This window comes from Aminobacter ciceronei (assembly GCF_014138625.1).
GTDB classification, from domain to species: Bacteria; Pseudomonadota; Alphaproteobacteria; order Rhizobiales; family Rhizobiaceae; genus Aminobacter; species Aminobacter ciceronei.
The window spans coordinates 14,223-27,523 of the sequence record NZ_JACJHY010000052.1; the positions used below are offsets into that span (position 1 = coordinate 14,223).

The window sequence follows — 13,301 nt, forward strand, 5'->3', positions numbered from 1 at the left end:
CGAAACAAGCTGGACTAGACATGAACGAAGACCTTTCCAGAAAGCGCCTTGGCCGGGGACTTGCTGCTCTCATCGGCGAGATGGACAAGCCGGCGGTCCCGGAAAAGCCGGCGGCGCCGGCCGACGGCCGGGTGCCGATCGAGTTCGTCAGCCCCAATCCGCGCAACCCTCGTCGCCATTTTGGCGAAGCCGAACTTGCCGACCTGGCGCAGTCTATCCGCGAGCACGGCCTGGTCCAGCCAGTCGTCGTCAGGCCAGCTGCGCAGGCCGGGCACTATGAAATCATCGCCGGCGAGCGCCGCTGGCGTGCAGCACAGCGGGCCGGCGTTAACGAGATTCCGGTCATCGTTCGCGACGTCAACGATCGCACGGCGCTTGAGCTCGCCATTATCGAGAACGTCCAGCGCTCCGATCTTAATGCCATTGAAGAGGCAATGGGCTACCAGCAGCTGATCGACGATCACAACTATACCCAGGCCGATCTCGGCCAGGTCATCGGCAAGAGCCGCAGCCATGTCGCCAACACGCTGCGGCTGCTGAAGCTGCCTGACGTTGTGCGCGACATGCTGGTCAATGGCGAGCTGTCGGCCGGTCATGCCCGGGCACTGATCACGGCTGCCGACCCGGCGGGCCTGGCCAAGCGGATCGTCGAAGAGGGCCTGTCGGTACGCCAGGCCGAGGCGCTGGCGCAACTTCCGGCCGATGCACTGCTGGAAAAGCAGCCGTCGCGTCCTGTCGAGAAGGATCCGGACACGATCGCGCTGGAGAAGCTTCTCACCGACGTCGTCGGCATGAAGATCTCGATCGCGCACAAGGAAAAAGGCGGCGAGCTGCGCATCAGCTACCGCTCGCTGGAACAGCTTGACGATTTGTGCCGTCGCCTGAAGAGCGAACATATCTGATTGATTCTATTGACTCTTGTCTGAAAACGCCGGCCTCGCGCCGGCGTTTTTGCGTTTGCAGCAAATCCGGGAAAGGCATGCAGCCGATTTCGTTCGGACTGTATTAGAACGAGACGTGCGACGGCGTTCTTTAGCGCCGGCCGGAGGAGAGGCGGGCGCCTTCGACGGCGATGCCGAGCATCGCCTGGCGCGCCAGCGCAACCGCAAGGTCGGGCCGGCGCCGCGTCTGCAGCGTTGTCGATTGCAGCCGTGTCAATGCGCGGGTCAGCGCTGCCGCGCTCCAGCTCGATAAGGTCTTTTCCACGGCCCGGCGGCGGGAGAAGAACACCGGGGGGCGTGCCGCGGCGACGACCGCCGAGGCGTTGCGGCCGCCATTTTCCATCTCGCCGCGCATCAGATGAATGTTCTGGAGGTGGCGGGTTGCGGTCGCGAGAAGCTGTGCCGCCTGGCTGCCGGTCTGGCACTGCTTGGTGAAAGCGGCGTCGAACTCGGCGATGTTGCCGCCAAGGGCTGCGTCGATGGCGTCGTCCAGCGACAATGCCGAGACATCGCCAGTCATGTCCTTGACGTCTTCGAGCGAGATCTCGCCCTTGCCCATGGCATAGAGTGTCAGCTTCTGGATCTCGCCGCGTGTCGCAAGGCGGTCGCCGCCGAGGCTGCGGCGCAGTGCGTTGCGGGCGTCCATGGCCATGTTCAGGCCGGCGGTGCGCAGTTCCTCGTCGATGACGCTTTCGATATCGCGCGCCTCGTCGGCGTAGCAGGGCAGGGCCATGCCGGCAAAGGCGCCTTCGACGATCGTGCGCAACGGCGCGCCCTTCTTGAGATCCTGCGCCTCGATCAGGATGACGGCGTCGCGCGGCGGGTCGGCGGCCAGCGCCTTGACGTCGTCGGCAAGGCTCTTCTGCGCAGCGGCGTTGCGCACCCAGATCAGCCGGCGCGGCGAAAACATCGGCACGGTGCGGGCCTCATCGACGAGACGGCCGCTGTCGCGCTCGACATCGGCGGCGTCAATCTTGACGACGGAGAAGGGATCATCGAGCGGCAGGCCGGTCTTGGCGGCAAAGGCTGAAGCGCGCTCAGAAACGAGGCCCCGGTCGGGGCCGTAGATCAGCACGATGACGGCTTCGGCAGCGGGCCGGGCCAGCCAGGAATCGACTTCGTGAGCTTTCTTCTGCGCCATGCCGTCCTGTTAGCACAGGCCCGGGTCCGGTCGCAGCCATTTTGTCGTCAGGCTAGTCGTCGTCGACCAGGATGCGTTCGGCAGCGCCGTCCATATCTTCATACTGGCCACTGCGCAGCGACCACAGGAAGGCAGCGAGGCCAAGGGCGCCGAGAAACAGCGCGATGGGCAGGAGGACGAGGAGACCGCTCATGATGCCATGACCTCCTTGGCTGGGAAGGGTTTTGCCGGTCTGATGGCAGCCTCTGCCGCGCTGCGTTTGCCGGTGCTGAGCCGCAGTCCGTTGGCGATCACGATGACCGAGGAGCCGGACATCGCCAGGGCCGCCACCAGTGGGGTGACGTAGCCCAACAGTGCGATCGGCACAGCGACGGCATTGTAGATGACGGCAAGCACCAGGTTCTGCCGGATCAACTTGTTGGCCTCACAGGAGGCGGCCAAGGCCAGTGGAATGGCAGAAAGGCCCTCGCGCAGGAAGACGAAGTCGGCGGCGCTGCGGCCAATGTCGGCGGCACCGGCAGGGGCGATCGAGACATGGGCGGCGGCCAGCGCCGGCGCGTCGTTGAGCCCATCGCCGACCATCAGCACCTTGCGGCCTTCTGCCTTGAGTGCCTCGAGACGCTCCACCTTGCCGTTTGGCAGCACGCCCGCGGAGAAGGTTTCGACACCGAGAGCCTTGGCCACGGCAGTCACGGCTTCCGAGCGGTCGCCGGAGAGGATTTCGACGGAGAGGCCCTTGGCGCGCAAATCTGCAACTGCCGTTACGGCGCCGGTCCGCAATCTGTCCTCGAAGGCGAAGGCGGCGAGTTCGGCGCCGTTCTTTGAGAGGACGGTGCCAACGGCCGAGGCGGCATCGTCCAGCGCCCAGGCTGAGCGGCCCAGACGGTAGGTGTCCGCGCCCAGCCGCGCCTCCAGGCCGAAGCCCGGAATTTCCTCGACGCTGTCGAAGTGCCAATCCTTGGCAGGCATAGCGGCCTGGGTCTCGGAGAGGGCGCGTGAGATCGGATGGCGCGAATGGAGTGCGATCGCGGCTGCCAAAGTGAGCGTCTCGGCTGATATTTCGTGGGCGTTCACCAGCCTCGGTCTACCAAGCGTCAGCGTGCCGGTCTTGTCGAAGACGACGGTATCGATCTCGGCCAGACGTTCCATGGCGGCGCCGTCCTTGACCATGATGCCGTTCTCGAACAGGCGTCGCGCGGCGGCAACCTGCACGATCGGCACGGCGAGACCGAGCGCACAGGGGCAGGTGATGATGAGGACGGCGATGGCGATGGTGATAGCTTGGTGCCAGTTTCCGTCGGCGACCATCCAGGCGACGAAGGTCAGGAAGGCGGTCAGGTGGAGAACGGGCGCGTAGAGTGCGGCGGCGCGATCGGCAATGCGGCGATAGCCGCCGCGGCCACTTTCGGCGGCTTCCATCAACCGCGCCATCTCGGCGAGGAAGGAATCCCGCGCCTTGGCCGTTGCCTCGATTGTCAGCGCTCCAGTCAGGTTGAGTGTACCGGCACGCAAGGCGGCACCTGACTCGACCGCAACAGGCACGCTTTCGCCCGAGACGATGGCGCAGTCGAGCTCCGAGCGGCCATTGATCACCTTGCTGTCGACAGGCACGCGCTCGCCGGCGGCGAGAAGGATCCGCATGCCCGGCTCGATCTCCTGGACCGGAAGGTAGGCGTTGGCGCCGCCGGCCTGCAGCACGGTCGCGCCACGGGCCGCAAGTCGGGCGAGACCCTTGACGGCGACGCGGGCGCGCTCGCGCATGACGTGGTCGAGCGTACGGCCGATCAATAGAAAGAACAGCAGCGAAGCCGAGGCGTCGAAATAGGCATGCGGGCCGCTGTTGGCTGTATCGTAGAGGCTCATGCCGAAGGCGAGCAGGATGCCGATGGAGATCGGCACATCCATGTTGGTGCGGCCGTTGCGCAATGCGCCCCAGGCCGAGCGGAAGAAGATGCGACCGGAAAAGGCGAGCGCGGGCAGGGCGATCAGCGCGGAGATCCAATGGAACAGGTCGCGCGTGGCATCCGTCGCGCCGGACCAGACGGACACGGACAGCAGCATGATGTTGCCGGCGGCGAAGCCGGCAATGCCGAGCCCGCGGATGAGTTCGGCCAGCGTCTCGTCCTTGTCATCGGCCCCTTGCTCGAACAGATGGCTTTCGTAGCCGAGTCGCGCCAGGGCTTCCGAGATGGCGGGAACGCCTGCGTCCTCGCGCCAGCGCACGGAAACACGCTTCGTCGACAGGTTGACGCGTGCGTGCTCGACGCCGTCGAGCTTGCCGAGCGTGGCCTCGATATTGGCGATGCAGGCGCCGCAATGCACGCCTGGCACGGAAAGTTCGACCTGCCTGGCACTGCCTGGCAGAGCGCGACTGGCAAGCAGCAGTTCTTCGCGCGGCGGTCCGCTTGCGGCAACCGGCTTGAAGCTGAGGGCAAATTCGGCTTCTGGACCGCAGCAATTCATCTTTCCGCTCCATCGAAAACGACGATCCGGCGCGCTTCGCGATAGGGCTCGCGGTTCGCAACCGAGGCTTCGGTGCTGACGATCCAGATGCCGTCGCGCAGCGGTGTGGCGATGGAAAACGGGCCGTCCGCTTCGCGCTGCAAGGACACCTGCCAGTCTTCGGCTTCATAGGCCGGACGGCGGAAGGAAGCGGTCACGCTGTCGATCGCGACCGGGGCGCCGGCGGCATCGGTCAAGCTGTAGTGGATCTCGCCATTGACGATGGTGAGCTTGCCCTTCCAGCCCAGCGCTGCCTGAGCACGCTGCTCGGCCACGCGCTCGTTGAACTGCTGGCTGGCGACATAGGTGTTCTGGACGACGAGCCCGGTCCAGCTCGTCCTGGCAAAGGTCGCCATGAGCAGATTGACTGCTATGATGACACCGAAAAAGGCAACCATGATGGCCAGCATATGCCGTCCGGTGAATGCTCTCGGCTGAATGGCGCGCGTGCTCATCTCAAGGTCTCCGGAACGTTGAACTTTGCGGCGTAGACATCTCGTTCGGCGCCCGCCCTGTCGGCGACGACGAACGAGAAGCCCTGTCCCTGGCTGAGTTGGTCGCGCGGCTGGCGGACATAGACCCTGACGGTCTTGAGCTTGTCCGGCTCGGCCTCGATGGTGATCGAGCGCGTCTCCTGCTGGTCGATGCCGACCACGCTCATGACCGCACCGGGGAGGCCCTCGATGCTGAGCTCGAAGCTGCGCGGCTCGGGCACCATGTTGAGCAGCTTGACCGTGTAGCCGTTGCGGATCGAGCCGTTGGACAGGACGACATATTGCGGGTTGCGGTCCTGCAGCACGTTGATGTCGAGCCGGTCGCGGCTAAGCAGCGCGATCAACAGGCCAAGGCCGACGAGGCCCCACGCGCCGGCATAGACGAAGGTGCGCGGCCGGAAGAGCCGGCGGATGTGGAAATGCGAAATGCCCTTGTCGAGCTTGCCGTCGGCATCGCGCACACGAGCGGGATCGATGGCTCTCGTGGCGGGGTCAATGGCGATTGTCATGTTGGACTGGTAGTCGGCAAGCGTGGCGTAGGAAATGAGGCCGCGCTCCTTGCCGATCTTGTCCATGACACCGTCGCAGGCATCGATGCAGAGTGCGCAAGTGATGCATTCGAGCTGCTGGCCGTCGCGAATGTCGATGCCCATCGGGCAGACCGCGACACAGGCATTGCAATCGACGCAGTCGCCGACCGAAAACCCCTCGGCGGCCGCCTTCTTGGCGTGGCGCGAGCGCGGCTCGCCGCGCCAGTCATTGTAGGTGACGGTCAGCGAGTTCTCGTCGAGCATCGCCGCCTGGATGCGTGGCCACGGGCACATATAGGTGCAGACCTGCTCGCGCATCAGGCCGCCGAAGGCATAGGTCGTGGCGGTCAGGATGGCGACAGTAATGTAGGCGACGGCTTCGGCCTCGCCGGTGATGAACTGGCCGAGCAGGGTCGGGGCGTCGGCGAAGTAGAAGATCCAGGCGCCGCCGGTGGCCACCGCGATGACCAGCCAGATCGCATGCTTGGTCATGCGCTTCCAGATCTTGGCAAACGACCATGGCGCGCTGTCGAGCTTGATGCGGGCATTGCGGTCGCCCTCGATGCCGCGCTCGACGACGAGGAACAGGTCGACCCAGACGGTCTGCGGGCAGGTGTAGCCGCACCAGGCGCGGCCGACGGTAGAGGTGACGAGGAACAGCCCGATTCCGGCCATGACCAGCAGGCCGGCGACATAGAAGAATTCCTGCGGCCAGATTTCGATGAAGAAGAAGTAGAAGCGTCGGTTGGCGATGTCGAGCAGCACGGCCTGGTCAGGCGCGAAGGGACCACGATCCCAGCGCAGCCACGGCGTCAGATAATAGATGCCGAGGGTGACCAGCATCACCAGCCACTTGAACTGGCGGAACCGGCCCGAGGCCCGCTTGGGAAACACCTTCTGGCGTGCGGTGTAGAGTGGTTGGCGGGTTTTGGCGGAGTTGACCGCCGTAACCTCGAGCCTCTCCACCTGCCTCTCGTCGAGCATTCTCGTCTCCTGCTGGACGCCAAGCCATTGCTTCGGCAGCGTCTCATCTCGCTTTTGCCGTGACCGTGCCCGGCGAACCTTGATTCAGGTCAAGCGAATGCAAAAAGAGGCCCGGCAGCGATGCCGGGCCTCTCCCCCACCCTTCGTCCATCGATCGTCGGCGATGGAGGGTTATTCGCCGCCGCCGAGCGAATGGACGAAGATTGCAAGTTCCTTGACGTTGACGTCGCCGAGCCGGGCGCCCCAGGCGGGCATCACGCCATGCTTGGGATGGCGCACCTGGCTGGCAATGGCGGCCTGGCCGGAGGCATAGAGCGCGATGGCGTCGGACAGGTCGGGAGCGCCAAGCTCCTTGTTGCCCTTGGCGTTGTCGCCGTGGCAGGCGGCACAATTGTCGGCGAACACCTTGGCACCGCCCGGAACAAGCTCCGGCGTGTCGGCCGTGCCCGACAGGCTCGCGACATAGGCTGCGACCTCGGTGATCTGTTTCGGTTCGAGAATGTCGGCGAAGGCCGGCATTTCGGACGCATGGGTGTTCTCGTCGCCGTCGAAGCGGACGCCATGGCCGATGGTCTTGTAGATCTGGTCGATGCTGCCGCCCCACAGCCACTCATCGTCATTGAGGTTGGGGAAGCCGGGCGAGCCTTGCGCTCCGGAGGCGTGGCACTGGATACAATTGACCTTGAAGGCGGCAGAGCCGGCGGCGGTGGCGAACTGGCGCAGCTTGTCGTCGGCCAGAATCTCGCCGACGCTCTTCGCCTTGACCGCCTGGACATAGGCGCTCTTGGCCTGTTCGGCTGCGGCCAGCTCGTTCTTGACGTCGGCGCGGCTGGAATAGCCGAGCACGCCTGTCGTCGCCGAGCTGATCATCGGCCAGGCCGGGTAGGCGATGGTGTAGGCCAGCGCCCAGACAACGGTGGCATAGAAGGTCCAGAGCCACCAGCGCGGCATCGGGTTGTTGAGCTCGGTGATACCGTCCCATTCGTGTCCGGTCGTCTCGACGCCGGACAGTTCGTCGATGTGCTTGTCGCCCACAGATCAGTCCTCCTTGAGCGGGATTTGGGCGGCGCGCTCGGCGGCCTGCTTGCCGCCGGGGCGAAGGGCGAAGAGAACCGCGCCGATGAAGAAGACAGTCATCGCCAGCAGCCCCCAACTGTCGGCGAAATGCCGCAACGTCGTGTAGTCCATCGCATATCTCCTAGCGGTAGCCGGTGGCCGGGTCGTAGGTCGAGAAGTCGACCAGCGTCCCGAGCATCTGCAGATAGGCGACCAGCGCATCCATCTCGGTCAGCGCTGCCGGATCGCCGTCGAAGTCGCCAAGCTTGGCCTTGGGATAGCGCGCCAGTACGCCCGACGTGTCGGCATTCGGATCGGCCTGCGCCTTGATGTCGGCATCGGCGCTGGCGATCATCTCGTCGCTGTAGGGTACGCCGACACGACGGTTGGCGATCAGGTCGTAGCTGATGGTCTTCACCGCCAAGGGCGTTTCCTTGAGGAAGGCGTAACTCGGCATGACCGATTCCGGCACCACCGAGCGCGGCTCGACCAGATGCTGGACATGCCATTCGTTGGAGTAGCGATTGCCGACGCGGGCGAGGTCGGGGCCGGTGCGCTTCGATCCCCACTGGAACGGATGGTCGTACATCGACTCCGCTGCCAGACTGTAGTGGCCATAGCGCTCGACCTCGTCGCGGAATGGCCGGATCATCTGGCTGTGGCAGGTGTAGCAGCCCTCGCGGATGTAGATGTTGCGGCCAGCGAGCTCCAGCGGCGAATAGGGCCGCATGCCCTCGACCTTCTCGATCGTGTTCTCGAGGTAGAACAGCGGCGTGATCTGGACCAGGCCGCCGATGCTGACGACCAGAAGCGTGCCGACCAGAAGCAGCGTCGCGTTCTTCTCGATTGTCTTGTGTTTGTCGAGCAGTGCCATTTCGGGCTCCTTACTGCGCAGGCTGGAGGGCGGGGGCTGAGGTGGGCATCGGCTCTTCCTGGCGCTGGTGGCCGCGGATCGTCATGTAGACGTTCCAGGCCATGACCAGCGCGCCGGCGAGATACATCAGGCCGCCAATGGTGCGGACGACGTAATAGGGCGCCATGGCCGCGACGCTTTCGGCGAAGGAGTAGACCAGGAAGCCCTGCTCGTCATACTCGCGCCACATCAGGCCCTGGCTGATGCCGGCAACCCACATGACCGCGGCGTAGACGACGATGCCGAGGGTCGCTAGCCAGAAGTGCCAGGTCACCAAACGCAGCGAATAGAGCCGCTCACGACCCCACAGGCGCGGCACCAGGAAGTAGATGGCGCCGAAAGTGATCATGCCGTTCCAGCCAAGCGCGCCGGAGTGGACATGGCCGATGGTCCATTCGGTGTAGTGGCTGAGCGAGTTGACCGCCTTGATCGACATCATGGGGCCCTCGAAGGTCGACATGCCGTAGAAGGCGATGGCCAACACCATCATGCGGACGATCGGATCGGTGCGGATCTTGTCCCAGGCGCCCGACAGCGTCATCAGGCCGTTGATCATGCCGCCCCAGGACGGCATCCAGAGCATGATCGAAAACACCATGCCGAGCGTCTGCGCCCAGTCGGGCAGGGCGGTGTAGTGCAGGTGGTGCGGGCCGGCCCAGATGTAGAGGAAGATCAGCGACCAGAAATGGATGATCGACAGCCGGTAGGAATAGACAGGGCGTTCGACCTGCTTGGGCACGAAATAATACATCATGCCGAGGAAGCCGGCGGTGAGGAAGAAGCCGACGGCGTTGTGGCCGTACCACCACTGGGTCAGCGCATCCTGCACGCCCGAGAACAGCGAATAGCTCTTCGAGCCGAGGAAGGATGCCGGCACCGCCAAGTTGTTGACCACGTGCAGCATGGCGATGGTGATGATGAAGGCGAGGTAGAACCAGTTGGCCACATAGATATGCGGCTCCTTGCGGTTCAGGATGGTGCCGAGGAAGACGGCGAGATAGGCGACCCAAACAATGGTCAGGAAGATGTCGACATACCATTCGGGCTCGGCATATTCGCGGCTCTGGGTGATGCCGAGCAGATAGCCGGTCGCCGCCATGACGATGAACAACTGATAGCCCCAGAACACGTACCAGGCGAGGTTGCCGCCGAAGAGCCGCGCCCGCGAGGTGCGCTGGACGACGTAGAACGAGGTCGCGATCAGCGCGTTGCCGCCGAAGGCGAAGACCACTGCCGAGGTGTGCAGCGGGCGCAGGCGGCCGAAGTTCAGCCAGGGCTCGATGTTGAGATCGGGGAATGCCAACTGGGCCGCCACGACGACGCCGACCAGGAAGCCGGTGACGCCCCAGAACACGGTGGCGATAACGCCGTAGCGTATTGGCCCGTCCATGTAGGGCGAGCTGTCCGCGGGCGCGGCAGCGGCCGGTGCGTAGTTGCCGGTGCGCAGCAGGACGGTGGCGCCACCGGCAAGGGCGAAGAACAGCACCCACATATGAGCGCCGAACTGGCTATCCTGCGCGAAGGCGGCGCCCAGCAAGGCGGCGAACGCCGCCAGTGCCAGCAGGACGATTTCGTTTCCATATTTCATGAGCGATCCCCGACTATGGTCGCGCGCCGACGGTTTCTGCCGACGCCAGACCGGACACATCCATGACATTGGCGGCTCGCGCCTTGATCTGGATCAAGGTCAAGCCGGCCGTGTCGGCCCAGCCTTGGCCTCAAAAAGGGAACCTCTGGGTAATGATCGCGCTCAATGACAGGCAAGCCGGATCGCAGGATGGTGCTGAGCGCGAGGCCGTCGAGGTGATGCGGCGCGCCCATACCGCCGAACTTGCGCTGTGCGACCGGCTTGAGGAGATTGCCGATTCACTGCCCAACGGGCTTGACCGGAGAAAATGCATCCTGGCGGCGCGGGCGCTTGGGCCGACAATGGCAAAAATCCACCGCTTCGAGGAGCAGCGGATCTTTCCGTGCTTTTGCCAGCGTCTGGGCCACAGCGTCGAGTCGGGCAAGACCATCGAGCGACTGAGGAACGAACATCTCGAGGATGAGGGCTACGCCGCCGAGTTGCGGGACGCCCTGCGCTTTGCCGCGCGGCAGGGCGAGGCCGACAGTCCGGAAACCCTGGGATTCATGTTGCGAGGCTATTTCGGCGCGGTGCGCCGGCACGTCGCTTTCGAGCGCGACCATGTCATGGCACTTCTGGCGCCCGCCGGTTGACGGCCTGCTCAGATATTGGCGCGTCGCTCCAGCCTGTCCAAGTCGAAGACCGTGATATGGCGGTTGTTTTCGACCGTGATCAGACCGTCCTTGCGCAGCTTGGTCAGCTGGCGGCTGACGGTTTCGATGGTCAGGCCAAGGAAATCGGCGATGTCGGCGCGGGTAAGCGGCAGGTCGAAGCTGATTTCGCCCGCGCTCTCGGCCTCTGGGTCGCCATGCCTGGCGATGAGGTGAAGGAACGAGGCGACACGCTCGGCGGCGGTCTTGCGTCCCAGCGTCAGCATCCAGTCGCGTGCCTCATCGAGCTCGTCGAGCGCCTGGAGATGCAGCCGGTGGCCGAGCTCCGGCGCCTGGTCGATCATACGGTCGAGCGAGGTCTTGGGAAAGGCGCAGACGCGGACGGCGGTTGCGGCTTCTGCCGTGATCGAGCTCTCCTGCTTGAACGGACGGCCGATGAAGTCGGGCGCGAACTGCAGGCCGACGATCTGCTGGCGGCCGTCGGGCAACGTCTTGACCAGCTTGACCACGCCGGCCAGCACGTTGGCGTAGCTGTCGATCGTGTCCGAGTCCGACACCAGCACGGTGCCCGGCTCGACCTTGCGTTTGGTGGTGTGTCGGCTGAGCTCGACAAGCTGTTCCGGCGTCAGCGCACCGCAAACGCCGCGATGCCGCGCCTCGCAGGAGCGGCACAACGCCGGTATTTCAGAATTGTGAATGTCCTGGCGAATGGCCATTTCTTCGTCCAGCACCCCGATTTGCCCAATCTAGGCATCGCGGCCGCCAAAAGGAACCGTGTCATTGTGTCCATCGCCCTGTGTTGCTTTTGATCCAGCTCGTTGCTTGATCCAGGTCTTCGCTTGATCCAGGTCAAGGCGATACCGGCGTCTCCGCAGCATGCTTCAGCAATTGATGGAGACGATCATGGACAGGACCCTCGTCGAGAAATACGCAGCGCCGGTGCCGCGCTACACCAGCTATCCGACCGCGCCGCACTTCAATGCGGCGGTGTCTTCGACGACCTATGGCGGCTGGTTGCGCGCGTTGCCCAAGGGGGCGAGTGCGTCGCTCTACATCCATGTTCCCTATTGCGACCGGCTGTGCTGGTTCTGCGCCTGCCATACCAAGCAGACCCGTCGCTACGATCCCGTCGAACGTTATCTCAGGGCGCTGGAGTGCGAGATCGATACGATCTCCGCGCTGTGTGGAAGCCGGCTAAATGTCCGCAACTTGCATCTCGGTGGGGGCTCGCCGACGATGCTGACACCGAAGGACATGATGGCGCTCGGCAGCCGCCTGCGCGAAAAGTTCAGCTTTGCCGATGATGCCGAAATCAGTGTCGAGATCGATCCCAACGATATGGACGAGGCTCGTTTTGATGCGCTGGCGGCCGTAGGTCTGACACGGGCGAGCCTGGGCGTGCAGGATTTCGATGAGCGGGTTCAAAAGGCCATAAACCGAGAGCAAAGTTTCGAACAGACGAAGGCAGTGGTCAACGCCGTTCGCGCGCGCGGCGTGCGCTCGGTCAATCTCGACATGCTCTACGGCTTGCCGCACCAGACGCTCAACAGCATCGCCGCAACAACGGAAAAGCTGCTGTCGCTGCGACCCGACCGCATCGCGCTGTTCGGCTACGCCCATGTGCCGTGGCTGAAGAAGCACCAGACGATGATCGACGATGCGTTGTTGCCCGACGCTGTGGCGCGGTTGGCGCAGTCGGAAGTGGCCGCGCGGCTGATCCTGGACGCCGGCTACGAAGCCGTCGGCATGGATCATTTCTCCTTGCCTGGGGATAGCCTGGCCGTGGCGGCGCATGCGGGCACGCTGCGGCGCAATTTCCAGGGCTATACGACCGACCAGGCCGACGCGCTGATCGGCTTCGGTGCCTCGTCGATCGGCCTTCTGCCACATGGCTATGTCCAGAACATGCCGGCAACGGGAGAATATGAACGCCGCGTGCTGGCCGGTGGCCTGGCCGCGGTGCGCGGCTTCGCCCTGTCGAATGCCGACCGCATGCGTGCCTGGGTGATCGAGCGGCTGATGTGCGATTTTTCCTTCTCGCGCTGCGAGCTGCTCAGCCGTTTCGGCGATGGCGCCCGCGGCGTCATTGCCGAGGCCGAGCTGCTTGCCGCCAACGACAGGGACGGCGTCTTCGTGCGCGCCGGCAACCGCTTCGTCGTCAGCGAACGCGGCAAGCCGTTCGTTCGATCGATCGCGGCTGTCTTCGACGCCTATCTCGGGCAGGGCACCGCGCGCCATTCCGTAGCCGTCTGAACTTCTACGCGCTGTCAAATTCCTGTATCAAGCGCGTGCGAAACGCACGGCGCGAACGGGATCTGGATTCATGAATCTGACAGTATTTGGGATTGGCTATGTCGGTCTTGTTCAGGCGGCTGTTCTGGCCGAGGTCGGTCACGATGTCGTCTGCGTCGACGTCGATGCGGCCAAGGTCGAGCGGCTGAACCAGGGTTTCATCCCGATCTTCGAGCCGGGGCTGGAGGCGCTGGTGCGCGAGAACCACGC

General features: G+C 64.3%; 13 protein-coding genes and 1 pseudogene. 4 read left to right on the plus strand and 10 right to left on the minus strand.

The features are described 5' to 3' along the window. The first annotated feature begins 20 nt into the window (after positions 1-20). On the plus strand, positions 21-902 hold the full coding sequence (locus tag HNQ95_RS31035) for a ParB/RepB/Spo0J family partition protein (protein ID WP_067955812.1): 882 nt from the start codon (positions 21-23) through the stop codon (positions 900-902). Between the two features lie 130 nt (positions 903-1,032). Here the strand turns inward: HNQ95_RS31035 and holA are convergent, their stop codons facing one another. From holA to ccoN, 9 genes are all read right to left on the minus strand, one after another. Further along, positions 1,033-2,082: a DNA polymerase III subunit delta gene (gene holA, locus HNQ95_RS31040; RefSeq protein WP_067955814.1), complete on the minus strand. Its 1,050-nt coding sequence runs from the start codon at positions 2,080-2,082 to the stop codon at positions 1,033-1,035. Between the two features lie 52 nt (positions 2,083-2,134). Then, the gene (ccoS, locus tag HNQ95_RS31045) at positions 2,135-2,275 is read right to left on the minus strand and encodes a cbb3-type cytochrome oxidase assembly protein CcoS (protein ID WP_067955816.1); all 141 of its coding nucleotides are present in this window, start codon (positions 2,273-2,275) and stop codon (positions 2,135-2,137) included. Next, entirely contained in the window at positions 2,272-4,545 is a 2,274-nt protein-coding gene (locus HNQ95_RS31050) for a cation-translocating P-type ATPase (RefSeq protein ID WP_182576034.1), read from the minus strand. The genes ccoS and HNQ95_RS31050 overlap by 4 nt, the downstream gene beginning before the upstream one ends. Further along, entirely contained in the window at positions 4,542-5,039 is a 498-nt protein-coding gene (locus HNQ95_RS31055) for a FixH family protein (protein WP_182576033.1), read from the minus strand. Before HNQ95_RS31055 ends, HNQ95_RS31050 begins: the two co-directional genes overlap by 4 nt. Continuing rightward, positions 5,036-6,592: a cytochrome c oxidase accessory protein CcoG gene (ccoG, locus tag HNQ95_RS31060; protein ID WP_067955821.1), complete on the minus strand. Its 1,557-nt coding sequence runs from the start codon at positions 6,590-6,592 to the stop codon at positions 5,036-5,038. The genes HNQ95_RS31055 and ccoG overlap by 4 nt, the downstream gene beginning before the upstream one ends. A 171-nt stretch (positions 6,593-6,763) precedes the next feature. After that, positions 6,764-7,627 (minus strand): cytochrome-c oxidase, cbb3-type subunit III, encoded by an 864-nt coding sequence (gene ccoP, locus HNQ95_RS31065; RefSeq protein WP_067955823.1) that lies wholly within the window; start codon positions 7,625-7,627, stop codon positions 6,764-6,766. Positions 7,628-7,630: 3 nt separating this feature from the next. Continuing rightward, a complete protein-coding gene (locus HNQ95_RS31070) occupies positions 7,631-7,780 on the minus strand; it encodes a CcoQ/FixQ family Cbb3-type cytochrome c oxidase assembly chaperone (protein WP_067955824.1) in 150 nt (49 codons plus the stop codon). A gap of 10 nt (positions 7,781-7,790) precedes the next feature. Beyond that, on the minus strand, positions 7,791-8,522 hold the full coding sequence (gene ccoO, locus HNQ95_RS31075; protein ID WP_067955826.1) for a cytochrome-c oxidase, cbb3-type subunit II: 732 nt from the start codon (positions 8,520-8,522) through the stop codon (positions 7,791-7,793). Between the two features lie 10 nt (positions 8,523-8,532). Continuing rightward, positions 8,533-10,149, minus strand: coding sequence for a cytochrome-c oxidase, cbb3-type subunit I (gene ccoN, locus HNQ95_RS31080; RefSeq protein ID WP_067955827.1), 1,617 nt, complete (start codon positions 10,147-10,149; stop codon positions 8,533-8,535). A gap of 83 nt (positions 10,150-10,232) precedes the next feature. Between ccoN and HNQ95_RS31085 the strand changes: the two genes are divergently transcribed. Beyond that, entirely contained in the window at positions 10,233-10,781 is a 549-nt protein-coding gene (locus HNQ95_RS31085; RefSeq protein ID WP_067955829.1) for a hemerythrin domain-containing protein, read from the plus strand. Between the two features lie 8 nt (positions 10,782-10,789). Here the strand turns inward: HNQ95_RS31085 and HNQ95_RS31090 are convergent, their stop codons facing one another. Continuing rightward, on the minus strand, positions 10,790-11,515 hold the full coding sequence (locus HNQ95_RS31090; protein WP_154387416.1) for a Crp/Fnr family transcriptional regulator: 726 nt from the start codon (positions 11,513-11,515) through the stop codon (positions 10,790-10,792). Between the two features lie 187 nt (positions 11,516-11,702). On the opposite strand from HNQ95_RS31090, the gene hemN reads away from it, so the two are divergent. Then, the gene (gene hemN / locus HNQ95_RS31095; RefSeq protein ID WP_154387415.1) at positions 11,703-13,052 is read left to right on the plus strand and encodes an oxygen-independent coproporphyrinogen III oxidase; all 1,350 of its coding nucleotides are present in this window, start codon (positions 11,703-11,705) and stop codon (positions 13,050-13,052) included. Between the two features lie 70 nt (positions 13,053-13,122). Then, a pseudogene (locus HNQ95_RS31100) lies at positions 13,123-13,301 on the plus strand (UDP-glucose 6-dehydrogenase); the annotation flags it as partial.